The sequence below is a fragment of the Microcoleus sp. LAD1_D3 genome (genome assembly GCF_036702135.1).
Taxonomy (GTDB): Bacteria; Cyanobacteriota; Cyanobacteriia; order Cyanobacteriales; family Microcoleaceae; genus Microcoleus.
This window is the reverse complement of the sequence record NZ_JAUBSB010000005.1, coordinates 87,120-112,073: the sequence shown is the minus strand read 5'-3', so window position 1 is coordinate 112,073 and position 24,954 is coordinate 87,120. Positions and strand designations below refer to the sequence as shown.

Genomic DNA, 24,954 nt, shown 5'->3' with positions numbered 1-24,954 from the left:
CGCCTAGCGCACCTTACCTTGAACAATTACCAATTATTCAGGACGGAGAATTTCTGCGATCGCCCGCCGCTCTTCTCCGTGTTGAGTCGGTAAAACTTGGCGAGCGTCAGTAATCAGCCAATCGAGAGCCGCCGCTTGCAAATCGATCGCAGCTCCGGTTTTATCAACGCAGTAGCGCCCGAACACCAGTTTGTCAACCAGCCGCACCTCCGGGCCCAAACGGGAATACTCAAAAATCACGCTGTTTTCGACAGTCGCGCCACTGCAAAGCCAACAATTTGGGCCGATCATTGTCGGGCCGACAATTTTTGCTCCATCCTCAATGATCGTCATCCCGCCAATGTAAACAGGCCCAGTAATATCAACCTTATCCCAGTTGACAGCTACATTCAAACCAGCGTAAATGCCTGGGCGCACTTCAATTCCCGGAATCGAAACATTTTTAACTTGTCCGAGCAGCACGCTCTGAATTGCCCGCCAATAATCAGGAACTTTGCCGATATCTACCCACTCAAAGTCCATGCTAATCCCGTAAAAAGGCGCACCTGCTGCTACTAGCGCGGGGAATAACTGCGAACCGATATCGTACTCCTCGCCCGAAGGGATGTATTTGAATATTTCCGGTTCAAAAATATAAATACCAGTGTTGATGTCGGTACTCAGAGCTTCTTCTACAGAAGGTTTTTCTTGGAAAGCTTTAATTTTGCCAGACTCGTCCGTAACTACGACACCGTAACTGGGAACCTCCTCGCGGGGAACCGATTTCATAACAATAGTAGCGATCGCCCCTTTTTCCCGGTGCCACTTCACAGCAGCAGTCAAGTCCAAGTCAATCAAAGCGTCGCCGCACAGCACCACAAAAGTATCATCAAAAAACGGCGAGAAGTCCTGAATCCGCTTCATGCCACCAGCCGAACCCAGAGCCTCTCCAATAAGTTCTCCCTCCTCAATTCGCCCTTCAAAAGAATAGGCAATTTGTACCCCAAATTTTTGACCGTCACGGAAGTAGTTTTCAATCACATCTGCCAAGTGGGAAACATTGACCATAATCTGGTCAAATCCGTGCTGTCGGAGCAATTCAACCAAAAACTCCATCACTGGCTTTTGCAGGATGGGAATCATCGGTTTGGGTATTGTCTGAGTAATGGGACGGACGCGAGTGCCTTTACCGGCCGCCAGAATCATCGCTTTCATTCTTAACTTCCTCAACCCTCTGTTAATTGATATAAACTCAACAATTAGATGCTAGCGGTTGCGATCGAATCGATCGATCACAGCAAAATCCTGACCTGTTTATAGGCGACATCGTACCAGGCTATCAATCATTTATTCCGAATTTACCTAGATTTAAGAAACCAGGTATCGGGAACCAGCAATAACTTCAAACTCTCGCTCTCCGCATCCCAGACTCAGCAACAGAATGTCGGCGAGCGAGGTTCTGTCTGGAATTTTAACCGACGCAGCGGCAAAGTTATTAGTTTCGCCCGAGAACCTAATACCCTGCAAGCTCAAAGCGCGCGGATTTTGAGGTCTTGATAAAACTCCTCTTGAAGCAACTCTACTTTAGACTGAGCCGAAAGCAGCAACAACGCCCAAAAGATACCCACGCGGTCATGATTTGGCAAGTGAACTTCCCCAGTCGATACCGGGTGTTCTGGGTTGACAGAGAAGTGCAAATCCTTATCATGCCAAAGTTCCAGCAGTTGTTCCAAGTCCAGCCAACCCTCGTCAATTTCTGATCCCCGTTCTGCCAGAAACCGATCAAGTTCACTAGCAGTTTCCACCAAATTTTCTTGGTGAGCTAGCTCAAAGATAGCCTGGGCTGCTTGCGATCGCATTTTTGAGGTAGGGCGACGCCGGGGGGTAACTGTCTGCTCCATTGCTGCTTTCATTAGCTGCAACTGCTCAATCAGTTCTGGGAGAGTTACCGGGCGTTTTTGCGGTAGTTGAGCTACACCGCGACGGCGCAATTGCCGCTCCAAATGCTGGGGCAAGTGTCGCCCTCCTGAGTGCTCTGCGTCTTCGAGTGCCGCCTCGTCGGCCGAGTCGGGATTCGCGGGGGGTTCTGAGAGGACGATACTTTCTGCTTTGAGCAAAACCAGCATGGAAGCGTACAAAAACGCTTGGCCGGAGTGGGACAAATCGGAGAAATCCTTACTCTGATCCGCATCGCAGGCGTTCGTAAGCTTGCTCAAACATCGATCGAACACTTCAATTACCTTAACGTCCCAAGGATCAATTTCTCCCCGTTCGGCTAGGTCAATTAAAATTGCGATCCCCTCGGAAATCGTTTCTAAACCATCTTGGTCTCGGGAAACGGCCATTCGATTTTAGATTTTATATTTTAGATCTTAGATTTTTGATTTTCTCTCTCCGAAAACGAGAGAGCATATCAAGTTAAGTGGCGGTGATTTCAGCAGTTGTACCCTCAATGGCTGCTATTTCTAAACTTATCGGTTCTGCACTTTCTAACAAAGGTTGTTGGACTTCTACTTCGGCTTTATAGCGTTCAAGATTTTGTTCTAATTCCTGAATACGCTGCTCTTTTTCCCGAACTTGGCGGAGTTGTTGGCGCGACGCGAGGGTTCGCTGCATTCTCGACCACAGACTGAACAGCCACGCTAGTGTGGCCCCTAATCCAGTCGCTACAATTAGTTCGACGCACAGCGGAGCTTTAACTTGGACGCCTTTGATAACTTGAATCGCGACTGGCTCTGTATTTTCGATGCTGAATAATACTAGAGCCAAGCAAATCAGAAAGATGAAGAAGAAATTTAGCGATCGCATTTTCTCTGTCCCTAATTATCAAGTCAGATTAAGCAAATTATTTACCATTTGTCAACTGTTTTTTGACAGAGGTTCTCAGTTTTTTTGGATAATATCAAATCGGGTCAATTAACCATAATATCCGGGGAGGGGCGGGTTTATGGGAGTTCTGAGAGTGGATTGAAGATATTGGTTAACCCGCCCCTCTAGGACATATCCTCTTTAGGTTTGACCGATGTTTTGCGGTTTCTTACCGATTCCCAGTGCTGGCAATATTTGATATTTCAAAGCAATGCCCGCCGCTACAAATAAGGCAATAATCAGCGCCCCAATTCCTACGGGACTGGGAATCCAGAATATCGCCTCCAAATAGTTAACTTCTCCGGGTTTGAGCTTCCAAACTAACTGTTTTCCTTGCTGATAGGTTTCGGGAACCAGCGCACCGGCAACAGTTTCAATACTTTCGGCGCCCCAAGGCGTGTTCAAGCTAAAGTCTAGCTCCAAAAGTCCCCCCGGGCTCAGCAGCAGGCTGCCATTAGAAGAAAGCAGTGAAAGAGAGCGCAAATCCAATTCCAAACTCAACCGATTTCGCAGCACCAATAACAAATTATTCTGCTTGACACTAAGGTGAGATTCAAACTTCGGCAAATCGGTTTCTAGCGGACTTGCGACCCGAGATTTTGTGGTTGGTGCGACGGGATTGTAAAAGTGGTTGAACTTGTCTTGCAACTCGGCTCCATTATTGAAAGGAATCCTCACTAGAACTTCTGTGGGGGAAAGCCGTTTAGTTTTTCCGTCCAGCAACCTCACCCGGCGTTCTACGCTTTTCAACCATTCTGCAACAGTTTCGCTGCTGAAGCTCGTCAACCTTTCCCCCAGTTTTATGTGCTGCACGATTTCGCCACGAGTTTGACTCTCAAAGTTCACCCCGACATCGTACTGAACGCATCCACTCACTAGAGTTAAAAGGCAAAAAACCAAAGGTAAAAGAAAGAAAAACTGCTTTTTCTTCTTCCGAGTTCCATCCTTGACATTTTGCTCTTTCATTGTACCTTTTTCCCTGTTTTTCCCTATTTGCATGAATTAGCAAAGCGTTGAATTGTCGGCAGTATTTATGTGTTTTTATTTCCACGTCTGGACTTGCGAACCGCATACCAAAAACCCGGTTTAGGGGCTACCGAAGGGCGATTTCACAGATGCTTTGTGGCAGAAACCAGGTTTTTTTGAGGTGAGTGCTAAGATTTTTCTAGCAACAGTATCAGCGTCACCTAGAATTAACCGCACTGAACTTATTGCCTCGAAGCTACACCCAACTGTTGAAACAGTATACTCGGCAAATAGGCTGCACCGCCTACCCATTCGGCTTCGCTGCTCAAATCTGCCAAATTTTTAAAGGCTTCAAAAATGCTGCCTGCCACCATTGTATTCTTGACGCGGCCGACAATTTTGCCTTTTTCTACTTTATAGCCTAAGTCCAAATTGACAGAAAATTCTCCAGCTAACTGATTGGACTGACCGGCTCCTAAAACCTGCTCTACTATTAGACCTTCGTCCATGCTAGCAATCAAGTCTTGAGTGGCGGTATTTCCTGGGGAAATGCAAAAGTTAGTCAAATCCGGGCCTGGGCGAGACAATCCGCCACGAAAACCGTTCCCGGTTGATTCTACACCGGCGCGAGCGGCCCACCTGCGATCCCAATAAAATCCGGTGACAGTACCTTTGTCTATCAAGACTTTGCGGGTGGTGGGTGTACCTTCGTCGTCAAAGGGACAAGCAGAAGGGCCTAAAGTGGGGTCTTCAAAAAAGGTAAAGCGTTCGTCAAATAAGGTTTCGCCGATTTTGTCGGCTAGGGGAGAGGCTTTTTGAACTACTGCTTGACCTGAAAGGATGGTATCAAATAGGCTGCCGAGGGTGCTAGCGGCGGCATTGGGGGTAAATAATACTGGGTAGGAACCGCTGCTGATGGTGGCTGAATGTTCCGCGAGGCGGTATTTTTCGAGGAGTGATTGGAGGATGCTGTCGGTGTCTAGGGGGCGATCGCGCGCTACGTCGTAACTGTATGCTTGCATAAAGTCTTCTCCCTTTACCAAATTTCCCGCGATCGAGCCGCTGACTATTGGGCTGCTTCTTTCGGCATACAGGTCTTGCGTTGTGGCAATTTTCACTCTGCCGCTGCGGACGTGAAAGCCGACATCTACCATAATATCGGGATTGTAAGCGTGAACTTGCTCGATGAGGTTTTTGCCGTTTTCGACTAATTCTTGAGTTGTGGGTGGAGTGTAGGTGGTTTCCGGGCCTTTTAGGTGGAAGTTGGAGGCGAGTTCAAATTCTGCGGGGTCGCCGATTTCGGCTGTTTGAATCGCTGCATCTACTAAATCGTCTATCCGCGTTAAATCTGTGGAACTAGCAAAACCGATTTTGCCTTGGTAAATCAGTCGCAGTGCAACGCCTTGCAGGGCTTTGGTTTGCAGGGATTTGAGACGATTGTTTTCAAATTCTATGGGGGTGTCTTGACTTGACAGGTAGTATACTTCAGCCGCATCGGCGCGCTGAGAGGCCAATTTCAAAATCTGTTCTATGGTTGAATCGCTCACAATAATCGCCTTTCTGGTTTGGTCTTTTTTTTATTTTAGCAATTATCGCTATTCAACTTCTGACTCCTGCCTCATGCTCGATAATTAATCCGTGTATCCGTGTCAAAATCAGTGTCGTTCCTTCCTTCTTCCTTCTCCTCTAATTGTAATTCACACTGTTTAAAAACATAGTTAACGGCTGCAAAGAGTCGCTCTAAGTCCTGAATTGTATAGAAAAATTTATTTTGAGTAAACCTTTCTAATTTGAGCTTGCCAAACTGCCACATTGCCCCATTAGAAACAATACCAAAGATAGTTTGTTCTGGTTGATTGTTAAGTCGCTGCACGGCGATCATTTCTGCCAAACACTGCCCCCATCCTTCATCAAATGCGCTCTCTTTCTTGGCTTCAACTAATATGAAATAGGGCTTGTCAAAAACTACTGTGCCAAGGGGGGAGCGCTTCGCCAATATATAATCTGGAATTCCTGACAGATTCTCATTATAGACTAAGGTTTGGTGGCTCCAAAGGAGAAAATTACTTCGATAATTTTTCCAAACTTCTTTTAATACAGGATAAATGATATTTTCACAAATGGCGATTTCCGAGTTGTCAAATACTCCCTCATTGAAAATCAATTCTAATTCATTCCGAAAAACTTCGCTGACTGCAAATTCTGTTTCGACAATGAAATTATCCCGCAGGTAATTAATTTGGAATTCTTTGGCGACCGCGCTGATACTTTTATAATTGCTAAAAGGCATTGCTTAACTTCTCTCAGTAGGGGTAAGGTGCGCCGCCCGGCGCACCCTAGAGATAGAGTTTGTGGGAATGAAAAAATGATTAATAACTAATAAATAAGCCGCCTAAAATTAGCCCGATCGCAATTAACGCCACCCAGATAAACCTATTATCTTTCGTATTAACCTGACTCAAATCTACAGGCTCTGGTACGGCGGGCTTGGGTTTAGCGTACTTGATATCAGCGTTCGGATTGGCTTGAAAACTGATTGATTGATTTTCATCTAAAGCTGCCAAATCAGGGATTTTCACCATCCATTCAGGAGGGATAGTGAGTTTGGGAGCTTCGAGAATGAACAGCAAGCGCTTTGCTTGTTGGCGGGTTTCTTGGCGGGGATGGCGGGTGAGCTTGCGGCAAAGCTCACCCGCCTTTTCTGTATTGCCCGATGCTTCGTAGGCTGTGACTAACCACATCTGCACCTCGCCGCCCAACCGGGAATTTCGATCGACTAAACCGGTTGCTGTTTCTAAACTCTGCACAGCTTGAGCATACCGGCCACTCTCAAAAGCTACTTGCCCAGCTTGGTACTCAGTTTGAACAATTTCTAACTTTTCTGAAGTCACAAGCACCCACCCAATTCACAAATATTACTTCCCCAATTCCCCAAACACTAGAATTCGCTGTTGTGTTGCGACATACCCGACTCGTTGTCGCGCTTGGAACCGAGCAAGTCTAAATGGTCTACCTTAATTATCGGCTTCGAGCGATTTGAACCCGTATTGCGGTCTTGCCAGCGATCGAACTTCAAAGAGCCTGTTACGCCAATTAGAGAGCCTTTGCGAACGTAGTCAGCAGCAATCTGCGCTGTTTTGCCCCAGATTTCCAGATTGAACCAGTCTGGTTGATCGCTGTTCTTGGTTCTGCGGTTCACTGCCAGCGTCAAATTACACTTAACTGTACCCGACTCAAAATACTTCACGTCCGGGTCGCCGCCGACGCGGCCTACTAAAGTCACAACATTAAGACTCATAAACTTTTTTGGGAATGTGGTCGATCGGTGATGTAGTTAAACAGTCCACACGCGCATTAGCCTCGAAACTGAACTGGGAACAACGCTTGTGAGGCTTCATCCTGATTGTACACCCAGTTAGGAGAACATATTGATGGTGGATGATTGGCAAGTCTGCGCTCAACCTGAGCTCGACAATGTACATTTCTGACTAGACTCAGGATGAAAAACGTAATAGAATCCACCTCGGTTACACTTTTGTAACAACATTATTGCACACAATAGTATTTTAGTTTTTGGGGGGGGTACAAATCAGTGGGTCTTCTCAATCGATTTTCGTTATCTAGAGATATGGGTATCGACCTCGGTACTGCTAACACGCTCGTTTATGTATCGGGCAAAGGTATTGTTCTGCAGGAACCTTCTGTAGTGGCGATCGACCAAGATTTAAAAATAGCGCTGGCTGTTGGAGAAGAAGCCAAGAAAATGCTCGGGCGCACGCCAGGGAATGTCATAGCACTGCGCCCGCTTCGCGATGGGGTAATTGCAGACTTCGATACGGCGGAACTGATGCTTAAGACTTTTATCCGCAGAGTTCACGAAGGCCGAAGCTTAGTTTCGCCGCGGATAATTATTGGCATCCCCAGCGGTGTCACCGGAGTCGAGAGGCGTGCTGTCATTGAGGCGGCGACTCAGGCCGGTGCTAGAGAAGTACGGTTAATTGATGAACCCATCGCTGCGGCGATCGGGGCTGGACTGCCTGTTGCTGAGGCGACTGGCAATATGATTATAGATATCGGCGGAGGTACGACGGAAGTTGCGGTTTTGAGTTTGCAAGGTACGGTGATCAGTGAGTCTGTGCGGGTAGCCGGCGACGAACTCAATGAGGCGATCGTCCAATACATGAAAAAAGTTCACAATTTGGTCATTGGCGAACGCACTGCTGAAGAAATTAAGATTCAGGTTGGTTCTGCATATCCAACTCCAGAGGATGACGATGTAATGATGGAAGTGCGGGGCTTGCACTTACTGTCTGGTTTGCCGCGAACTGTTACTATCAAAGGCCCAGAAATTCGCGAAAGTATGTCGGAACCGCTTTCAGTAATTGTGGAAGCTGTCAAGCGTACTTTGGAACGCACCCCTCCGGAATTAGCAGCAGATATTATTGACAGGGGAATTATGCTGGCTGGTGGTGGCGCGCTGATGAAAGGTTTAGATACTCTGATCAGTCACGAAACAGGAATTGTCACTCACGTGGCAGCAGATCCGCTGTGCTGCGTGGTTTTGGGAACTGGTAGGGTATTGGAAAACAAACAGTTGGAACGGGTTTTTAGCGGGCAGTCGTCGCGCAATATGTAGTTAAAAAATTTGGGATTGTGGATTTAGAAATACGGCTGCAATCTCAAATCTAAAATCCTGACATAACAATTTTAGATTACTGAAATTATGCTAAAAAATACATTCCGAAAGTGGTGGGATCTGCGACTGCAAATTGCTCTTTTAGGTTTAGCTGTAACTGCCGCTTGGGGAGTTCGACAAACACAAGGTGCTGCCGTATTTGAAGTTTACAATTGGGTGACTCGTCCGTTTCACGCCAACGGCTCTGGGCAAGAGGAACTCATCTCGGCGCGTACTCAAGAATTGCAAGCGCAGCTATTAGAATTAGAAAATCAAAATCAGAAGCTAAAAGAGCTTTTAGGTTACGTTTCGGCTAAGAAACCTACAGGGATTGTAGCTCCTGTTGTCGGTCGCAGCGCCGACCACTGGTGGCAGCAAGTAACCTTGGGGCGCGGCAGTAACGATGGCATTAAAACAGATTTTACTGTGATGGGCCCCGGCGGTTTAGTAGGCAGGGTTGTCAGCGTTACTCCTAATACTAGCTTGGTGCTGTTAGTTAGCGACGCTACGAGTCAATTGGGTGTGGGAATTACCCGCAGTCGTCACATGGGTTTTATGCGCGGGAAAGGCGGAAATCAGGCTGTGATGGAGTTTTTTGAGAATGTTCCCAATGTCAAGCCTGGGGATGTGGTTTCAACTTCTTCTTACAGTCAGTTGTTCCCTCCTGGTTTGCCGGTCGGAAAAGTGGTTTCGGTGGATATGAATAAAACTCCGGCTCCAGAAGCTGTTGTTGAGTTCTCTGCACCGATGAATGCTCTGGAGTGGGCGGTGGTTTACCCCCACTCTAAGCAAGCCGAACCGACGAACTCGGAGGGTCAATCTTCTGCACTATCTGAGGGATCACAGCAACAATGAAAGCTTTATCTCGGATGTCTTCGCGATCGCGCCAATTTCTCAATTTCGCCGTTACATTTCTATCTGTGATGCTGTGCATACTGATATTGCCCACCCGGATGCCGGGAATGGAATTGTTGGGAATTGGACCGAACTGGCTGTTAATTTGGTTGGTAGCTTGGAGTATTAAGCGGAAACGTACAGTTTGGGGAGCTGCTAGCATGGGCTTGGTTTTGGGGTTTCTTCAAGATGCGATGACGGCTCCTCATCCCACCCATGCTGTCAGTCTAGTTGTTGTAGGAGTCTTAACAGTTGTTTTGCAGAAAACCTGGTCGATTCCGGCAGATATTGTTGAGAGAGATCCGATTCCGATAGCGTTAATTGTTTTTGGGATGGCGGTGGTAGCGGAAACGGTGATGGGGCTACAATTTTTTGCTATGGGCGATCGGGCTTTACTGGAAATTTGGAGCTATCACCAGCGAGTGGCTTTGTGTTCTGCCATTCTTAGCAGTCTTTGGGCTCCGGTGATGTATTTTCCGCTCAATCGCTTGTGGGAAATGACCAGGACTTTAGAAAAGTCTTAGTCAGCCATTAGTCATCAGCCATGAGTCCTTAGTCAACAGTTAACTGTTAACTAATTACTGTTAACTGTCGTCATTCTACTATTACTTGTTGACCGGAACCTAATAAGTGATGAACGGCAATAATCAAGTCGCTGAGAATGAAATTAGGCTGGTGCTTTTGGAGTTGATAGCGGCTGCGAATTCCGCAGGTAACGGCAATTGTAGGTATTCCTAATGCTTGTCCTGCTAGGATGTCTGCTTCTGTATCTCCGATCATCCAAGCCGAACCCAGGGATGACTCAAATTCTTCTGCAACTTCAGCCAACAATTCAGTTTTTAAGGCTGTATAGTTGTGATAGGCGGCATCCGCCATCTGAGTTCCGCGAATGCTGGTAAACAGTCTGGCTAAACCGTAATTTTGTAACAGTTGAACGGCTTGATTTCTCGGCCGCAGGGTGACTAAAATCAGCCGCACGCCACGGGAGTGCAGAAGTGCGATCGCCCATTGCACTCCTGGCTGGATACGATCTAAGTGCAACAAGTCTGGTTGATTGACAAGCTGACTGACGCATCCGAGAAAAACGTGAATTTCTTCTCCCGACAAGCCGGAACTTTTGGCGATTTCAGCATCGGGTACTCGGTTTTGTTTCATTTGCCAAAACTGCTGTTTGCTGAGGATTTGGATGTTGAGGTTGATTCCCCTAGCCAGATAAGCTGCTTGAGTGTCGGCTAATCCCTGTTGATAGGTGGCATAGTAGCGATCGGACACATCGACTATGGGCCCGTCTAAATCGCAAAATACCGTCATCCGGGGGGACGAGTCAGCCTCTGATGGTAGCTTGTACTGAAGGTTTTCGGAGTCTTGGGCGACAGCAGTTAACATAAAACGTTAAGTAAATCAAGGGAGTTATACATTTCTTGACTTTAGCAAAAAATGTATAAGTTATAATACATAATTTTAAATGAGGTTATTAAAAAAACCTATTAAGTTTTTGAGGATTGGGTTCAATAAGGGCGATCGAGCCTGCGCGTAGATAAATTCAAGGGAAAAAGTGATTTTTGTGGCTGTTGATATATGCTTTAGCCATTAAAGTTTAGAATTAAGTTTTTAGTCTTTTGTAATTTACCCATGCTCAAACAAAGCGATTTTGTTAGGAATTCGGACACTAATCGAGTAGAGGTGCTGTCCGAAGCACTGCCTTACATTCAACACTTTGCCGGTCGCACAATTGTGGTCAAATATGGCGGTGCGGCGATGAAAGATAGCACTCTCAAAGACAAGGTGGTTCGGGATATTGTGCTGCTAGCTTGCGTGGGGATGCGTCCGGTTGTGGTTCACGGCGGCGGCCCGGAAATTAATATTTGGCTGGAAAAATTGGGTATTGAGCCGCAATTTAAGGATGGTTTGCGGGTGACTGATGCGGCAACAATGGAAGTTGTAGAAATGGTTTTGGTGGGGAAAGTAAATAAGGAAATTGTTTCGTTAATCAACCAAGCGGGTGGCAAAGCCGTGGGACTGTGTGGCAAGGATGCCAATCTCATTCAAGCTCGTCCAGATGGCCGGGAAGGAATTGGGTTTGTGGGTGAAGTCAGTGGCGTGAAAATTCAGATTTTGGAGTCTTTGGTGAACAGCGGTTATATTCCGGTGGTGTCGAGCGTGGCAGCCGATGAAACCGGTCAATCTTACAACATTAATGCTGACACGGTGGCTGGGGAAATTGCGGCTGGTTTGGGAGCAGAAAAGTTGATTTTGATGACTGATACGGCGGGAATTTTGGAGGATTATCACAAACCAGAGAGTCTGATTGCTAAGTTAGATATTCAGGAAGCGAGACAGTTGGTTGAGTCGGGAGTTGTGTCTGGGGGGATGATTCCAAAAGTTAATTGTTGTGTGCGGAGTTTGGCTCAGGGTGTGAAGGGTGCTCACATTATTGACGGTCGAATTCCTCATGCTTTGCTGCAAGAAATATTTACGGATGCGGGGATTGGGTCGATGATAGTTGCTTCGGAGTTTAGTGGCGCGAACTTAAGGCCTAAGTAAGGGGTAAATCCTAGCGTGGGGAGGGCGGGTGCGTGAAAGAGGTAAACTCGCTGCGATCGCGTAGCTCCTAACTAAACCTGCCCCTATAAAGCTTAAGAAGGTACTTCTGGGAAATGACTTCAACTAATTCTAACCGTTGTTGGATTTCAGATTTTATTAAACTATGATAAAACATTTGAGAGTTTTGGATTCTGTTGCGATTCTCACGCCGATTTCAAATACGCGATTAGCGCTAGTGGAACCAGAATACGCATCTATTTCTAGTTTGCCAGTTGGACTTGTGGGAACTATTGTTGAAGTGTATGATACGGGAAAGGAATGTCAGTATTTAGTGGAGTTTGCTGATAGTCAAGGCAGTGAATATGCTATGGCTATGTTGAAAGCCGATGAAATTTTAGTCCTGCAATATGAACTTGCAGTTGCTTAATAATGTGAGGAGAATAGAAGTTAGAGAAAGTGCGATCGCACTTTTGGAAGAAAAGGGCGATCGCACTTTCTCTAACTTTACTTAACTGGCTTCCAACTATTGAGAGATTCCCGAATCGAACTTAATTGACTGAGGTACTCAATAAGCTTGGCTTTTTGATACTCAAGACGAGCTAGAATTTCCGGCGCTTCTGCTTCTTTCGTTTCCCGTTCCTTCAAAACGCGATCGAAGTCATTTTGAAACCTGTGAATGTAATCATTGATTTGCTTTTCGGCACTTCTGAAATCAGCAGAAATCTGTTTATCAATAACTCGCTCTAGAAGTTGTCGGTTTCTAGATATCTGCTCATCTATTTTCCGATTTACTGACTCTAAGGTCTGTCGTAAATCAACATCAAAAAAGTCACGACTTTCCGTAATATCAACATCAGCGTAATAGACTTCATCAGAGTTACAGCAACGACTCTTTTTACCTGTTTCTTCCCTTCTCGTTCCTACAACCACTGCTAATTGCACATCTTTAATACGTGCATCAATTCCGGGAAAATCAAAACTAGGAAACTGAATCGGGTTGATGTTCAGTTTCACTGCTAAAGCATCACCAAGATAATCAGATAGTTCATCTGATATTTTTTGGATATCTTCTTGAATTTTTTTTGCCAACTCTTCGCGAATCTTTGTCCCCTCTCGAACTAATCCATCCTGAGTATCTATCCACCAATTCTGAATATGTGGCGCGCAAAAATTATTAATTGTTTTAACAATTTCTTCAGCTTCCGCCTTAGTTTTACAGCGGATAATGTACGGCTCTAATTTTTCACTTTTAACAGCCTCTTGAGAAACAGAACTATTGAAAATTTCAGGCACAGATTCACTCAGCTTATCCAACAAAGGTACAGTTAAATTGAATGCTTTGCCTAATCTCTTACCAAAATCAGGTATATATCCTAATAGTTCTTCTCCAAGTTCTCCCACCCTTTGTCCGAAACCCTTAGTGTCAGATTTTGCCGCTGGTAATTGAGGAGTCTGTTGAGTTTTTTTGGCTTTGGAGAGTTAGCGGAACGTGATCCTGCAATCTTATCTATCTCACTGGCTATCTGCTTTTTAGCTCCCTCGGCAAATTTATCAATGCCTTGACTAAATCCTTCAATTAGTATTTGCTTTTGTTGCTTGACGGCTGTTTCTACTAATTCAACTCGGTTCCTCGCATTTTCTGAGCGTTTCCTGTACTCTTCTACTTTTTGTTTGAGGGATTCAATCCCCATTTCCCAACCTTTAATTTCTGTATTCAGAGTATCCTCAATTGCCTTAGCAGCTTTATCGATTTCTGCCACCACCTCACTCAATAAATTCCAGCCAGAATTTTGCGTAATCCTTTGAATGACGGTTTCTTGAATGGTTAGGATACCGCTATCTGCTAGTGCTTGCGGTGCAATTTTCTTGGGTGCAGGAATAATCTGGTTTCCTTCCTCATCTTCCGTGGCATACCTAGCACTAAAGAATTTTTTAAAGTCTTTGGTTTCGCTTTCAGTGGCTTTTTCTTGCTGAATCAGTTTCGCTAAAAGTCCTTGTCGAGAACTAGCAGGGTAAATAACTGGATTGCAAAAGCCAAAGCCAACTAACTCTCGCTCTAAATCTTTAATGACCTCAGCAATTTCTTTGTCTCTCTCTGTTTTTTGGTCAACTTTATTCAAAATAAAGTAAATTTTTCCCGTGTTCTCAGCTATAAAATCCTTACGATTTTCAACAACATCCTTAAACAAATCCGCAACTGCATTATCTTTGTAGGAAGCGTAGTTTAAAATAAACAGAATGGCATTGCAGGTTCGCAGTGCTTCTAGTGCTGTCTGCTTCAGTTCATTTATGTTGAAGTTTGCAGACTCCCACTCATTAGGGCCGGGAGTATCAACTAAGGTAAAGCCTGTGAGAGAAGATAATTGGCTAATTGCTTCAATCGGATGCTCTATCTCAAAGCGTGTGGTGTTATCAGGATTGCCTTGTTCTCTGATTTCACGGGTACGCAGCAGGAATTTTTGCTGAATTTGGCCAGCGTCACCCTCAACAAGAATGACTGGTTTCTTTTGTCCTTCTCGATACTCTAAAAGTTTAGGAGTGTCGCCCGGTTTAATGTGTCGGACATCTGTACGGCAGATGGTACAGGCGGCCGTTTCACTCGCCAGCACATCAGCACCGATGATAGAATTTAAGAAGGTGCTTTTGCCAGCTTTCATTGCTGCTATGACGGCTACTTGATACTTCTGATCTTGCAAAGCCTTTAAAGCTTTGTTAATTTCATCTTCAATGCTTTGTAGCCCTTGACTTTCATCTCCCTGAATGCGGAGTCCGTCACGGAATTCTTTGAGATATTGTAATAGAAAAGTGCCTGTACTGTAAATGCTGGTGTATGCTGCTTGAAATTCTTGAGAAGACATAAGTTAATAATCTTGATTGAATAAAATATGAGAACAGGCACAAAGATAATTGCCTGAGCGTTTCCAGTCGGTTTTAACTGAGATATTGCACCATTCTCAATAAGCCTTTTACGGACGGGCTCTCCGGCCCATCCCACAAAAAATTCACTCTTTGTGGAACGGACGGGCTCTCCGGCCCATCCCACAAGAAATTCACTCTTTGTGGAACGGACGGGCTCTCCGGCCCATCCCACAAGAAATTCACTCTTTGTGGAACGGGCATCTTGCCCGTTATTGACAATGGTGCAAACTGAAGTCCCTGGCGCGAGTCAATATTTAGTCGTCAGAAAAAGCCTTGCTGATCCCGTAAAATGCCAAACCAGCCAACGCACCTACGGCTACACCAACGGGCCCAGCAGCAGCACCCATACCAGCACCTCCACCAATAGCACCAATTGCCGTAAAACCAGAAGCAGCTACCACACCAGCACCCGCAGCAGCACCCGCAGCAGCGGAACCTGCCGCTTTCGCTATTTCATCACTTTTAGCCATTGGAATACCTCAGTGTAAGGAACAAAAACTAACTGTTTGACTAACGAAAGTTAACTAAACAGGCAAAATTTGAAATATCGCGATCGCACTTTCCCGCTTTTCTAAGTATTTGCACTTAGACGATGAGTCGGTAATTTAATACTAGACTACCTATTGTTAGCAAACAACTAACAAACGCTAGCAATTTAGGTTATGCTATCGTTAGCCACATCTCACCACACCCGAAAATGGCCTCAAAGGAAGACTTATTTGCCGAAGCCGCCAAACACTGGGACTTAGAAAGGCTGTACCAAGCTTTTGCAGAAGCTAAACGGCAAATCTCTCCTCGATCGCGCAGGGGACTAACAGAAACAGAAAAACTCTACCTGCGAGGATTGCTTTCCGGTTGCAGTCCCGCCGAAATCGCCCGCCAACTGTTTCAGAGTTCCAAAAGTGCAGAGGTTTATTTATGTAAAACTTTATACCAATATGTTAAAAAACTTGCAGATGTACCTAACGAACCTGTAGGAAATTGGCGCAATATTTGCGATCGGCTAGAAGAAGCCGGATATAAAACTCAGTCTTCTCCTGAATTTAAAATAAATAATTCTGTACCTACAGAAGCATTAATAAAGATAGTTAATATAGGTTGGCTGGAGCAAAGTACAATATCAATGGATATTAACATCCAATTAACATTCCCCTCAACTTCAGAAACTCCGAAAAAAGAAGATTTGGATAAAGACGGTTAGATGGGCGATCGCATTTGGGGACAGAAAGGGATCTCGCCCCTCCACTGAGAGACAAAAATGTTAATAATCTTATAGCTGATAGTTTGAGAAGGAACTTTTTGATAAAATATCAAAATTAAAACTGCCTCACTCGCTACGATTTTACCTAAAACAATCAAATTAGTCAAATTTATGTCTCGATTAAGTATCAGATCGAACAAAAAAGCTCTGGGTTTTGTGCTGGGCTTCTTAATTTTTGTCATTTTTATTCCCGGATGTTGGGCTTTAACAACTAATATTGCTCCCACACCCGTACGGCAAGTAGATAACACAGTAGCTGTGCGGGCAGATGTACAAAATACATCAAATTCTCGCTCTTCTTTAGGAGTTGGGCTTAATGGTATTGCTGACTACTCCACACAATTACCCTTTTTAGATGCTTTCAAATCTTCGAGACAATGGATAACTCAATGCGTCAGCGGACAACCAAACTGTAAAGGTGAATGGGATACAGAGGAGTATAATCTTTTAAATATTGATGAAAATGGGTGGGTAAAGTCTCTTCCATCCCCCGAAGATGCTCCTAAATATACTAGGGTAAGTACGCTATTACTTAGGGAAATCCCCAATCGCTATCCTTCAGGGCAATATATTGTTACTTATGAGGGTGAAGGTGCGCTCGAATATAGCTTTGATGCCAAAAAAGATGAGGCTGCGTCGAAACCTGGGAGGGATATCATTAATGTAGATGCCACACAAGGCGGAGGCATCTACATTATAATTACTGCTACCGATCCCAAGAAAACAGGGAACTATATCCGCAATATTAAAGTTGTTCACTCGCAAGATGAACAGCTTTATCAAAATGGTGAAATATTTAATCCGCTGTTTATAGACAAGATTAAAAATTTTAGAGTATTGCGTTTTATGGACTGGATGGGGACAAATGGTTCTGAACAAAAAGAATGGTCAAACCGACCTAAACCAGAGAGTGTATCCTATGCTTACAGAGGAAATGTTCCCATAGAAGTTATGGTGAATTTATCTAATAAAGTCCAAGAAGAACCCTGGTTTAATATGCCGCATCAGGCTACGGATGAATATATGACTAACTTTGCTAAAATGGTCAAAGATAGTTTAGATCCAAAGCTGAAAGTTTATGTAGAGTATTCTAATGAGGTTTGGAATTGGTCATTTCCACAAGCAACTTATGCTTTGAAACAAGGTAAAGCGAGGTGGGGAGATAAAGGCGATGCTTTTATGCAATGGCACGGAATGCGTAGTGCTCAAATGTGCGATATATGGAAAGGCGTCTTTGGGGATCAAAAGAATCGAGTTGTCTGCGTGTTAGGAACTCAAAGAGCCTGGAGAGAGTTAGAAACTTATTCTTTAGAGTGTTCCTATTGGGTAGCTGAGGGCAATAAACCTTGTTATCAACACGGGATTGATGCCGTAGCTATAGCGGGATATTTTAGTGGCAACTTGGGCGGGAAAGAAAGTGTCAGCACAGTCGAATCTTGGTTGAATGACGCCGATGGCGGGTTTGGCAAAGCTTTTAAGCAGTTAAAAGAGGGCGGGTTACTGCCGGGGTTCAAAGATAGTTTACCCGATGTGGATAATGACTTTAGGTATTTCTTAGATGTGGCTCAAAAGAAAGGTCTCAAGTTATTTGTTTACGAGGGGGGTCAACATATTGTAGGTATTGAAGGAGTTCAGGATAACGAAAAACTGACCAAGTTTTTTATGGAATTAAATAGGCGTCCAGAAATGTATGATATGTACACCCAATTACTGAATAGTTGGAAACAAGCTGGAGGCAGTCTTTTCATGCACTTTGTGGACGTGAGTTCATTTAGTAAGTGGGGAAGTTGGGGGGCTTTGGAGTATGTTGAACAAAAGGGTTCGCCTAAGTATGATGCCTTGATGGATTTTATTGATAAGAATCCTTGCTGGTGGGATGGGTGTGCTGTAGGGGGATGATGAGGAATTGGGTGCAATCAAGAATCGTTTGATCGCACTTGCTCAAACTCTTCAGCATCCCCCGGCAAACCAGAACCCTCGCTATTCCTCAACCTGGGCGATTCCCCATTGCTCGCACCCGCACCGTAAACCCCAGAATACCTATCCTCCAAGCCCGAATCCCTCAGCGAAATCGCACTTCTTTGACTCGGCGACAATCTATCTGTCGATCGGCGATTTGTCCCAGACATGGGCGGCTTCCGAGTTAAAGTTTTCCAAGCAGCCTTAATCCCAGTTACCACGCTGCGAGTTGTTACCTGCACGTTTTGCGCCTGCTTTTTAGCGCTACCAATACTTCGATCGACCTGTTTGACAACCTCGCCCGCACTTTGTACTCCCTCGCTGACATCATCCGTCAACTCGCTAATTTCCAGCCCCGTCAACCGAATCGCCTCCAAAGTGGGCGGAAATTCGCGAGAAAGCGTGTCAGCCAGCTTTTCCACGCTGCGGGCCGCCCTGGCCAGCGCTTGCACCGCAGGTATTAAAGTCACTAAAACAGCAGTCAGGCTAACTGCCACTAGCAAAATCGAAAGTCCTAGCCAAAATATGGGATCGCTCACTTGAATCTGGGATTGGGGGTTTGGGATTTCATGTCATTTAGCGGATGGGAGGGCGCGACGGGGGACTCACTTCAGCTTCACTTTCCGACAGGGTTTGGCGTTCCCGCTGAGTCGCTTCCAAACCTGCCGCGATCGCCTCTTTGAGTCTAATCAAAGTTTCGTCCCAATTTCGGATTGCGGTTTCAGAAAGTCGATCGGCCTGCAACTGCACGCTAGTCGATAAATCTTCCGCCAACTCGGGCAAAGCATCGGCCGATTTTTTCAATATCTGCCGCGTCTCCTTGCCCGGTCGCGGTGCTATCAGCAACCCAGTCACGGCCCCGATCGCAGAACCCACAAGCAAACCGCCAATAAATAATCCTGAACGTTTAGTTGACATTTTTATAACTTCTCTCCATACACCAATTTTAGGCACGTTTGCCCGATCGCAGCCCTTTACAAAGGTAGAAATATTGTTGACAATCCTACGGAGTCAGCAGGGGCGACAGTTTTAGGATACCTTACCTCAAAGGTCGAGCGCGCCTGGACCAAAGCATCCGTCCCAAACCCAGCAATCCCAAAAGTTGCTGAACCTGTTGCAGTTGCAGTTCCAGTTGTTGATAACGCCGTCGCACTTGGCGGGTACCTTGCTGCCTTTTACCAAGGAAATCCGGCGACGTGCTGAGAACCTTGCTGCTGCTGCGTTCCATAGCTTCGATCCGCATTTCCAAACGTGCGATCGTCCGCCTGATTTTCCACACCTTCGCAGCGATATAAAAGCCAACCAGAGATATTAGTAGATTTATAATTACAACAGCAGTCAGCATTTATTACTTCTTTTTAAACTACTAACATATTCCGCTTTTTTGGGCGGGCTAGAAGCCCTCTTGTTTAGGGACACAACAATGTTGTGTCCTGATCTATTTTGTAGGGACACAACAATGTTGTGTCCTGAACTATGTGTCCCTATCCATAAGCTGGGTCAAATTTTAAGCCTGAGACATAGCAGGCAAACAAACCTTAGTACCCCCCAAACCGCAATAACCGTTCGGGTTTTTAGCAAGATACTGCTGATGATAGCTTTCTGCGTAATAAAACTCAGGAGCCTCAATAATCTCAGTGGTAATCTTACCGTAACCGGCAGGTGTCAGAGCGTGCTGGTAAGCATCTCGCGAAGCTTCAGCTAGCTGCATTTGGCTGGCTGAATACGTGTAAATTCCCGATCGATACTGAGTACCCGAATCATTGCCCTGACGCATTCCTTGAGTAGGATTGTGACTTTCCCAAAAAACTTTCAGCAGCGTTTCGTAACTAATTACTTTCGGATCGAACACAACCAGAACTACTTCATTATGTCCCGTCATCCCGCTGCAAACTTCGTTGTAAGTAGGATTCGGAGTAATCCCGGCTGCGTAGCCAACAGCCGTCGAAAAAACTCCATTTTGTTGCCAAAATTTGCGTTCTGCTCCCCAAAAACAGCCTAGGCCAAACAAGGCAGTCTCCATGCCGTTTGGAAAGGGAGGTTTGAGCGGATTGCCGTTAACAAAGTGACTTGCCGGTACCGACATCGACTCTGCCCGTCCCGGTAATGCCTCTTGGGGAGAGGGCAGGCTCGACTTTTTGCCAAATCCAAATAGCACCATAAGTTTCTAAGGGGGATCTCTGATAAACGTCTTTACCTTACTTAATAATATCAGATGTATACTGAAAATAGTGGCCCTCTTAAAGGTAGAAGGTAAAAACCAGAAGGCAGATTTTTTTTACGGAAGGTTTTTGGTGATACTGCTCACTGCCAACCCAGTTTTCAATCACATTAGGCAGTGTTCTATGTCACCAAAACATACCTAAAATATCACCTATTGTTGAGGTATAAATCACGCGGATTTTAGGCAAAATAGCCGATTATTAAAGGTATGGTGTTGTAGTAGTTATTCAATACCATTTATTGGGAGTGTGTAGAAATGGCCGCTAAACCTTGCAGTCAACCTTTAAAATCTAATCCGTTTATTACTTACCGCGACCCAATTACAGGCAAGTGGATTGTGGTAAATCAGACTTTGCCCAAAGCAGCAGAACAAGCACAGCTAGTAGCAGCTTGAGTTTTCCTATTAATTTTATACCTGAAAATCAACCATTCTTTCAAACTTCAGGACTTACGCAAAAAGTTATTGGACGCGCTACTTATATTCGTAAGGTGCTTACCTTGCACTTACCTAAGCACCTTACTTTGAAACATTTATCATCTCTTTTTGAAGTTCCAAATACCGATAGAGATATTCCGAAATTATTCCGTGCAAAAACAAGTCGCGTGCCGCATTAAAGGGACTGTTTGGCGCTAGCGGATGGCGGTTAACAATTACATGATTCCAGTCGCAATTTCCGGTAATCTCGCTGACATACAGTCCGAAGTTTTCATCTAACTGAAGCGACATCACTGCTCGCGCAAATTCGTCGCTAGTCAAACACAGAGAATAAAACACTTTAAACAATTCGATCGCCGATTCTAAATCCAGAATGTTTAGCCATCTGCGTTTTTCAAAATCTATGGCAACTTCTACTGGTTGAATGCTATCATAATTAATTCCCCGTTCTTTAACCAACTGCAACCAGTTAGGATTTGTCACCATTGCTTGGTTGTAATCCCAGACAAAGTTATAGAGAATTAAGTCATGTTCTAGAAACGCATTGTCAGCTAAATCGCTAACTGTGCGCGGATAAAGCTTTGACTTTTCAATCTGGGTGTCGGGGCCGTTGTCAATCAAGAAGTTGATAATGTTGGAGCCGGCGCAGATGTGCCGGACTATTAAATAACAAGCTTCGGGCGAGACAAAGTTATTCAGAAAAAATGCAGCCGATTTGTGCATTAAAGTGTAAGCGCGAAATTGAAAGGGCAACAGGCGCTTGACAGTCATAATTACCGCCAGCAACAAGTTAGCAATTACTTTGATCGGGATGAGCAAATAATTGCGAGTCCAGCTTTGCAAATCCCGCATCATGTAGGCTTTTGCCACTAAATCGACGGGAATAGATCGATCGCAAAACAGTACATCCCAAACATTCGGATCTCGGCGGTTATAGGGTTTGGTAGCGTAAGGAATTTTTCTCTCATCTGGGAGATTTTCGGTATCTTGTTTTTGCAGGCTTTGCATTAGCGAATTTCCTCCAGTTGCAACAAATATAAACGAGCAGTGACGCGAGCGGTTTTGACAATGCGGCGGGCAATATCATCTGTCATCCATTCGGCATTAATCAAATTTTCCAGTTTGGCTAAATGCGACTCGTCATTAGATCCGTGATACGCTAAAAACGATACTTGTTCATCTTGCAAACCGAGAGTTTCTTGAATTTGTTTGGCCCACTTTCCCGCCAACCGATTGCCCAATCCTTCGATAATAAACATACTGCCAATTAAATCAACCGGATTTTCCCGCGATGCTTGGTGGAAGATAAAAGCTGATAGTGCTTCGCTGCCAATATTCTTATCATATTCCACAATTTTTGCCAATTCACCGCCCACAGAAACATAATTTTGTTCTAGCATTTGATAGTCGCGGTGTTCGTCTTGAGCGTGGCCGATAAAAGTCGATCGCAGGCGAAAGTCACTCATGTTAGAAGCAGCACGAGCAATCCAGCGAGATCCCTCTACAACTTGCGGCCGGAGATTGCAAAGTAAAGCTTGATAATCTTCTATTGTAAACTCTCCTCGGTACAATTTGCGGACAATAGGAACGGAACGAATTTCGCGATCGAACTTCAGCCAAATCCATGCTAACTCCCGGAACAAATAAGCTTGCGGAGAGTTGGGGTGTTCCGGTTTAACGCTTTCGAGAGGCGAAGCTTCGGGAACCTCAAGGGAGTTATAACTTTGACTAATCATAGATTTATTGGTATTTTCCACAGCAGTTAACATCATGTATGCCGTTGTAAAGCGGCCGCTTTCTGGCACAAAACAAAAGATTTTCTGTCCAGGCTGCAACTTGCCAGAATTGAACAATTCCTCTAACATTAAATAAATCGAGGCACAACCTGTATTTCCCCGTGTGTATAAGTTGGTAAACCATTTTTCTTCAGGAATCATGCAGCCTGCTTGTTCCAGAATATCTACAATTTGCGCCCGGAAAAAGTGAGACGAATAGTGGCACAGCAGCCAGTCGATTTCCTGCGGACAAACTCTCCCGGCTTTAATCAACCGCAGCCAACCTTCAACGCCTAATTTCATTACATTTTCCAGCAATCGAATATTTTGCCGCAAGTCAAAAGCTCCTGCTGTGGCTGCATCGAGGTAGGAGGAATAATCCAACCAGCTTTTAGTTGATGTTTCGTTTGCTAATCCTGAATACATACAAACAGGATAAGCATTGGCGTGAGAAACGAGTTCAATCCATTCTATTTTTAAACTAATTCCTGTCGCGTTAGGATGGTTTTGGAGCAACAATGATCCCGCACCGTCGGAGAGCATCCAGCGCAGAAATTCTGTATCGAAAGGCAGGGGTTTTCCCGCTTGTACCGAAGTCTTTGCTTCAAACTTGGTGCTTTTGAACAGGCGCGAGGGAAATTCGGAAGCGACGGCAAGGGCGGTTTGTTTTTTGCCGAGTTCGATTTGAGAGGCGGCGTAATTTAAAGCACTAACTCCGGCACAGCAAACTCCTTGAGTTGACACTATTTCTAGGGGAGATAATTCGGAAAGTTCCCCGTGTACTGTGCTGGCAAATCCCGGTACTAATAAATCTGGTAAAGTGGTAGCGCAGGCCAATAAGTCGATCGCCCCTGGTTCCAGATTGGCCTGAGAAATCACGTCGCGGACGGCAAACGCTGCCATTTTGCTGTTAGAATATAGTGTTTGCTGCTGTTTGTCGATCGCGTAGTAGCGCTGTTGAATCCCGTTGCTGTTGAGAATTCGCTGCCTGACTCTCGAAGGGCGCGAGGCAATTTTGCCGAGATACTCTTCCATCTCATCATTATTAATTGGTTCTCCCGGCAAAAATTTTCCAATCCGATTGATATAAGCACTGTGCATGGCGTAAACCTCTAAAGTTGCTAATTTACTCGGGTTCGTTGGTTTGTTAAATCAAGCCAGAAAATATCTAAAATTGATGGTGCTTTGTTAAGCAGTGCACGCGCAAGGAGCAAGCAGCTATCTTGTAGAGTCGCCGGAAATCAGGCAAGTTGAGCAACAGCGACAAGAAGTAACCTGAAGCGGGGTGAAGTTTATTGTAATTGAGCCAATATGTAACTAGAGTTCCTTCACTGCTTGGTGACTGAAATGGATATTGCAAAACTAGATACTTGGTATTCTCCTTCTCAACGCCGCACGGCTGTTTCGCTGTTGATGAAACGAGTAGGCGTAACTCGCACTAGGGCTGAATGCTTTATCAGGCTTTGGGTTTACTTATCGGTGAAACAGCTTCAGGAAAGCCAGCCCCGCCTCAAACCGCCGCTGGCGAAACTGGAACTGCCAGCAACAGAAGTGCAGTGCACTCACCGGGAAGCCGCCGAACTATTTTACTGCGATTCCGATCGCGGGAGCGATCGCGCCGCCGGAATGATGTTAGATAAATTAGCAGCACTCGGATTAATCGCAAAACACTTTGATGGTAACGCTACGGCAATTCAAATTCAACCAGTTTCAGAAATTTTAGAGACCGCCGAACCTCAAAAGCCTATACAACTCCAATTAGATGATTTCAACCCTCGGTGCGACGCGATTCCCGTTGCCAATTTATTAGCCACCAATTACAACTGGATGAACCGCAACACTAACACCGTTCCCCACAAAATTGCTAAAATCCTCCGGCTTTTTGCCATTCAATACTCAAAGGGAATGCGAGTTTTGCGCCGCTCAGATAATCTCAATCCAGTCGGGTTTTACTTACTTTATCCCACCGCTAGCGAATCTGAAGTAAATTTTTTTAACGCTCCTAGCAAAAGCCTTCATTTAAGTTCTATTTCGGACATCGATCCTTTCAATATGGCGCTACCAGGAGATATAAATTGCCAGTCAGTATTTGTCCGCAGTTGGATGATAGATCCGCAGTATTTGTCAGAATACCGCATTGCTTTTCTCGAAGACTCACAAAAAGTTTTAAGCGAAATGCAAAAAGATTTTCCCAATCTTTGCGACTTGTACACCCTGATGATTCACCCCATGTACGAAAAACAGTCCCTGGCTTTGGGATTTCAGAAGACTAGCAGCGATAGTCAATTATCTGTTTATTGGATGTATCTAGCATTGGATAGATTTTTAGCATTAAATATCAAAGAAGCGTTGCTCAAACTGTAATAGACATCTGGTAAATAGCCAGCCAAGGGCACGCAGGATGCCTACACCACAAGAGTTTTACTCGTTACTCGTTACCAGGCAGAGCCTGGTA

27 protein-coding genes are annotated in these 24,954 nt (G+C 45.0%); 9 read left to right on the top strand and 18 right to left on the bottom strand.

The genetic code is table 11. The features are described 5' to 3' along the window. Window positions 1-33: 33 nt before the first annotated feature. The 8 genes from QUA74_RS04365 to QUA74_RS04330 form a co-directional block, all read right to left on the bottom strand. Window positions 34-1,194 carry an NDP-sugar synthase gene (locus QUA74_RS04365; protein WP_333325360.1) on the bottom strand — a complete coding sequence of 387 codons (1,161 nt, stop codon included), beginning with the start codon at window positions 1,192-1,194 and terminating at the stop codon, window positions 34-36. A 314-nt stretch (window positions 1,195-1,508) separates the two neighbouring features. Then, window positions 1,509-2,324, bottom strand: a complete 816-nt coding sequence (locus QUA74_RS04360; RefSeq protein ID WP_333325357.1) for a segregation/condensation protein A — start codon at window positions 2,322-2,324, stop codon at window positions 1,509-1,511. Window positions 2,325-2,397: 73 nt separating this feature from the next. Further along, window positions 2,398-2,787, bottom strand: a complete 390-nt coding sequence (locus tag QUA74_RS04355) for a LapA family protein (protein ID WP_333325355.1) — start codon at window positions 2,785-2,787, stop codon at window positions 2,398-2,400. Between the two features lie 201 nt (window positions 2,788-2,988). Further along, window positions 2,989-3,813, bottom strand: a complete 825-nt coding sequence (locus tag QUA74_RS04350) for a DUF3153 domain-containing protein (protein WP_333325351.1) — start codon at window positions 3,811-3,813, stop codon at window positions 2,989-2,991. Window positions 3,814-4,055: 242 nt separating this feature from the next. Then, a complete protein-coding gene (locus QUA74_RS04345; RefSeq protein WP_333325350.1) occupies window positions 4,056-5,360 on the bottom strand; it encodes a TldD/PmbA family protein in 1,305 nt (434 codons plus the stop codon). A 71-nt stretch (window positions 5,361-5,431) separates the two neighbouring features. Continuing rightward, window positions 5,432-6,103, bottom strand: coding sequence for a hypothetical protein (locus tag QUA74_RS04340; protein WP_333325347.1), 672 nt, complete (start codon window positions 6,101-6,103; stop codon window positions 5,432-5,434). A gap of 79 nt (window positions 6,104-6,182) precedes the next feature. After that, on the bottom strand, window positions 6,183-6,704 hold the full coding sequence (locus tag QUA74_RS04335) for a tetratricopeptide repeat protein (protein ID WP_333325344.1): 522 nt from the start codon (window positions 6,702-6,704) through the stop codon (window positions 6,183-6,185). Between the two features lie 47 nt (window positions 6,705-6,751). Beyond that, entirely contained in the window at window positions 6,752-7,111 is a 360-nt protein-coding gene (locus tag QUA74_RS04330; protein ID WP_333325342.1) for a single-stranded DNA-binding protein, read from the bottom strand. A gap of 330 nt (window positions 7,112-7,441) precedes the next feature. On the opposite strand from QUA74_RS04330, the gene QUA74_RS04325 reads away from it, so the two are divergent. The 3 genes from QUA74_RS04325 to mreD all read left to right on the top strand — a co-directional run bounded on the left by QUA74_RS04325 (window position 7,442) and on the right by mreD (window position 9,906). Beyond that, entirely contained in the window at window positions 7,442-8,449 is a 1,008-nt protein-coding gene (locus tag QUA74_RS04325) for a rod shape-determining protein (protein WP_333325339.1), read from the top strand. Between the two features lie 87 nt (window positions 8,450-8,536). Beyond that, complete coding sequence (gene mreC / locus QUA74_RS04320; RefSeq protein WP_333325337.1) at window positions 8,537-9,343, top strand: rod shape-determining protein MreC; 807 nt, start codon at window positions 8,537-8,539, stop codon at window positions 9,341-9,343. Beyond that, on the top strand, window positions 9,340-9,906 hold the full coding sequence (gene mreD / locus QUA74_RS04315) for a rod shape-determining protein MreD (RefSeq protein WP_333325334.1): 567 nt from the start codon (window positions 9,340-9,342) through the stop codon (window positions 9,904-9,906). Before mreC ends, mreD begins: the two co-directional genes overlap by 4 nt. A 70-nt stretch (window positions 9,907-9,976) precedes the next feature. Here mreD and QUA74_RS04310 read toward each other — a convergent pair whose 3' ends face one another. Continuing rightward, window positions 9,977-10,768, bottom strand: a complete 792-nt coding sequence (locus QUA74_RS04310) for an HAD family hydrolase (RefSeq protein WP_333325331.1) — start codon at window positions 10,766-10,768, stop codon at window positions 9,977-9,979. A 246-nt stretch (window positions 10,769-11,014) separates the two neighbouring features. On the opposite strand from QUA74_RS04310, the gene argB reads away from it, so the two are divergent. Together argB and QUA74_RS04300 are read left to right on the top strand one after the other, a co-directional pair. Then, window positions 11,015-11,926: an acetylglutamate kinase gene (gene argB, locus QUA74_RS04305; RefSeq protein WP_333325329.1), complete on the top strand. Its 912-nt coding sequence runs from the start codon at window positions 11,015-11,017 to the stop codon at window positions 11,924-11,926. A gap of 184 nt (window positions 11,927-12,110) precedes the next feature. After that, window positions 12,111-12,353, top strand: a complete 243-nt coding sequence (locus QUA74_RS04300) for a DUF4926 domain-containing protein (protein WP_333325327.1) — start codon at window positions 12,111-12,113, stop codon at window positions 12,351-12,353. A gap of 77 nt (window positions 12,354-12,430) precedes the next feature. Here the strand turns inward: QUA74_RS04300 and QUA74_RS04295 are convergent, their stop codons facing one another. The 3 genes from QUA74_RS04295 to QUA74_RS04285 form a co-directional block, all read right to left on the bottom strand. Then, window positions 12,431-13,327 (bottom strand): hypothetical protein, encoded by an 897-nt coding sequence (locus QUA74_RS04295; protein WP_333325325.1) that lies wholly within the window; start codon window positions 13,325-13,327, stop codon window positions 12,431-12,433. Continuing rightward, a complete protein-coding gene (locus tag QUA74_RS04290; RefSeq protein ID WP_333325323.1) occupies window positions 13,300-14,784 on the bottom strand; it encodes a dynamin family protein in 1,485 nt (494 codons plus the stop codon). Before QUA74_RS04290 ends, QUA74_RS04295 begins: the two co-directional genes overlap by 28 nt. A 315-nt stretch (window positions 14,785-15,099) precedes the next feature. After that, the gene (locus tag QUA74_RS04285) at window positions 15,100-15,315 is read right to left on the bottom strand and encodes a hypothetical protein (protein ID WP_333325320.1); all 216 of its coding nucleotides are present in this window, start codon (window positions 15,313-15,315) and stop codon (window positions 15,100-15,102) included. A gap of 227 nt (window positions 15,316-15,542) precedes the next feature. On the opposite strand from QUA74_RS04285, the gene QUA74_RS04280 reads away from it, so the two are divergent. Together QUA74_RS04280 and QUA74_RS04275 are read left to right on the top strand one after the other, a co-directional pair. Then, window positions 15,543-16,046: a DNA-binding response regulator gene (locus tag QUA74_RS04280; protein WP_333325318.1), complete on the top strand. Its 504-nt coding sequence runs from the start codon at window positions 15,543-15,545 to the stop codon at window positions 16,044-16,046. Window positions 16,047-16,217: 171 nt separating this feature from the next. Then, a complete protein-coding gene (locus tag QUA74_RS04275) occupies window positions 16,218-18,005 on the top strand; it encodes a cellulose-binding protein (protein WP_333325315.1) in 1,788 nt (595 codons plus the stop codon). A gap of 17 nt (window positions 18,006-18,022) precedes the next feature. Here QUA74_RS04275 and QUA74_RS04270 read toward each other — a convergent pair whose 3' ends face one another. The 4 genes from QUA74_RS04270 to msrA form a co-directional block, all read right to left on the bottom strand. Next, on the bottom strand, window positions 18,023-18,604 hold the full coding sequence (locus tag QUA74_RS04270) for a DUF948 domain-containing protein (RefSeq protein ID WP_333325313.1): 582 nt from the start codon (window positions 18,602-18,604) through the stop codon (window positions 18,023-18,025). Between the two features lie 37 nt (window positions 18,605-18,641). Further along, window positions 18,642-18,983 (bottom strand): YtxH domain-containing protein, encoded by a 342-nt coding sequence (locus tag QUA74_RS04265; protein ID WP_333176020.1) that lies wholly within the window; start codon window positions 18,981-18,983, stop codon window positions 18,642-18,644. A 121-nt stretch (window positions 18,984-19,104) separates the two neighbouring features. Then, entirely contained in the window at window positions 19,105-19,410 is a 306-nt protein-coding gene (locus tag QUA74_RS04260; protein ID WP_333325311.1) for a hypothetical protein, read from the bottom strand. A gap of 162 nt (window positions 19,411-19,572) precedes the next feature. Further along, window positions 19,573-20,226 (bottom strand): peptide-methionine (S)-S-oxide reductase MsrA, encoded by a 654-nt coding sequence (gene msrA / locus QUA74_RS04255; RefSeq protein WP_333325309.1) that lies wholly within the window; start codon window positions 20,224-20,226, stop codon window positions 19,573-19,575. A 318-nt stretch (window positions 20,227-20,544) separates the two neighbouring features. On the opposite strand from msrA, the gene QUA74_RS04250 reads away from it, so the two are divergent. Beyond that, complete coding sequence (locus QUA74_RS04250; RefSeq protein ID WP_333325307.1) at window positions 20,545-20,682, top strand: hypothetical protein; 138 nt, start codon at window positions 20,545-20,547, stop codon at window positions 20,680-20,682. 123 nt (window positions 20,683-20,805) lie between these two features. Here QUA74_RS04250 and QUA74_RS04245 read toward each other — a convergent pair whose 3' ends face one another. Beyond that, window positions 20,806-21,732, bottom strand: a complete 927-nt coding sequence (locus QUA74_RS04245; RefSeq protein WP_333325304.1) for a DUF6999 family protein — start codon at window positions 21,730-21,732, stop codon at window positions 20,806-20,808. Then, on the bottom strand, window positions 21,732-23,600 hold the full coding sequence (locus tag QUA74_RS04240; protein WP_333325302.1) for a 3-oxoacyl-[acyl-carrier-protein] synthase III C-terminal domain-containing protein: 1,869 nt from the start codon (window positions 23,598-23,600) through the stop codon (window positions 21,732-21,734). Before QUA74_RS04240 ends, QUA74_RS04245 begins: the two co-directional genes overlap by 1 nt. Before the next feature lie 246 nt (window positions 23,601-23,846). Between QUA74_RS04240 and QUA74_RS04235 the strand changes: the two genes are divergently transcribed. Beyond that, a complete protein-coding gene (locus QUA74_RS04235) occupies window positions 23,847-24,863 on the top strand; it encodes a hypothetical protein (RefSeq protein WP_333325300.1) in 1,017 nt (338 codons plus the stop codon). The last annotated feature ends 91 nt before the right edge of the window (window positions 24,864-24,954 follow it).

What these genes read in the sequence shown, in the direction of transcription:
- QUA74_RS04260 (WP_333325311.1), bottom strand. Translation starts at nt 19,410, where the DNA reads ATGCTGACTGCTGTTGTAATTATAAATCTACTAATATCTCTGGTTGGC.
- QUA74_RS04365 (WP_333325360.1), bottom strand. Translation starts at nt 1,194, where the DNA reads ATGAAAGCGATGATTCTGGCGGCCGGTAAAGGCACTCGCGTCCGTCCC.
- QUA74_RS04360 (WP_333325357.1), bottom strand. Translation starts at nt 2,324, where the DNA reads ATGGCCGTTTCCCGAGACCAAGATGGTTTAGAAACGATTTCCGAGGGG.
- QUA74_RS04285 (WP_333325320.1), bottom strand. Translation starts at nt 15,315, where the DNA reads ATGGCTAAAAGTGATGAAATAGCGAAAGCGGCAGGTTCCGCTGCTGCG.
- QUA74_RS04350 (WP_333325351.1), bottom strand. Translation starts at nt 3,813, where the DNA reads ATGAAAGAGCAAAATGTCAAGGATGGAACTCGGAAGAAGAAAAAGCAG.
- mreC (WP_333325337.1), top strand. Translation starts at nt 8,537, where the DNA reads ATGCTAAAAAATACATTCCGAAAGTGGTGGGATCTGCGACTGCAAATT.
- QUA74_RS04325 (WP_333325339.1), top strand. Translation starts at nt 7,442, where the DNA reads ATGGGTATCGACCTCGGTACTGCTAACACGCTCGTTTATGTATCGGGC.
- QUA74_RS04290 (WP_333325323.1), bottom strand. Translation starts at nt 14,784, where the DNA reads ATGTCTTCTCAAGAATTTCAAGCAGCATACACCAGCATTTACAGTACA.
- QUA74_RS04250 (WP_333325307.1), top strand. Translation starts at nt 20,545, where the DNA reads ATGGCCGCTAAACCTTGCAGTCAACCTTTAAAATCTAATCCGTTTATT.
- QUA74_RS04240 (WP_333325302.1), bottom strand. Translation starts at nt 23,600, where the DNA reads ATGCACAGTGCTTATATCAATCGGATTGGAAAATTTTTGCCGGGAGAA.
- QUA74_RS04275 (WP_333325315.1), top strand. Translation starts at nt 16,218, where the DNA reads ATGTCTCGATTAAGTATCAGATCGAACAAAAAAGCTCTGGGTTTTGTG.
- QUA74_RS04265 (WP_333176020.1), bottom strand. Translation starts at nt 18,983, where the DNA reads ATGTCAACTAAACGTTCAGGATTATTTATTGGCGGTTTGCTTGTGGGT.
- QUA74_RS04245 (WP_333325304.1), bottom strand. Translation starts at nt 21,732, where the DNA reads ATGCAAAGCCTGCAAAAACAAGATACCGAAAATCTCCCAGATGAGAGA.
- mreD (WP_333325334.1), top strand. Translation starts at nt 9,340, where the DNA reads ATGAAAGCTTTATCTCGGATGTCTTCGCGATCGCGCCAATTTCTCAAT.
- QUA74_RS04280 (WP_333325318.1), top strand. Translation starts at nt 15,543, where the DNA reads ATGGCCTCAAAGGAAGACTTATTTGCCGAAGCCGCCAAACACTGGGAC.
- msrA (WP_333325309.1), bottom strand. Translation starts at nt 20,226, where the DNA reads ATGGTGCTATTTGGATTTGGCAAAAAGTCGAGCCTGCCCTCTCCCCAA.
- QUA74_RS04235 (WP_333325300.1), top strand. Translation starts at nt 23,847, where the DNA reads ATGGATATTGCAAAACTAGATACTTGGTATTCTCCTTCTCAACGCCGC.
- QUA74_RS04330 (WP_333325342.1), bottom strand. Translation starts at nt 7,111, where the DNA reads ATGAGTCTTAATGTTGTGACTTTAGTAGGCCGCGTCGGCGGCGACCCG.
- QUA74_RS04310 (WP_333325331.1), bottom strand. Translation starts at nt 10,768, where the DNA reads ATGTTAACTGCTGTCGCCCAAGACTCCGAAAACCTTCAGTACAAGCTA.
- argB (WP_333325329.1), top strand. Translation starts at nt 11,015, where the DNA reads ATGCTCAAACAAAGCGATTTTGTTAGGAATTCGGACACTAATCGAGTA.
- QUA74_RS04340 (WP_333325347.1), bottom strand. Translation starts at nt 6,103, where the DNA reads ATGCCTTTTAGCAATTATAAAAGTATCAGCGCGGTCGCCAAAGAATTC.
- QUA74_RS04355 (WP_333325355.1), bottom strand. Translation starts at nt 2,787, where the DNA reads ATGCGATCGCTAAATTTCTTCTTCATCTTTCTGATTTGCTTGGCTCTA.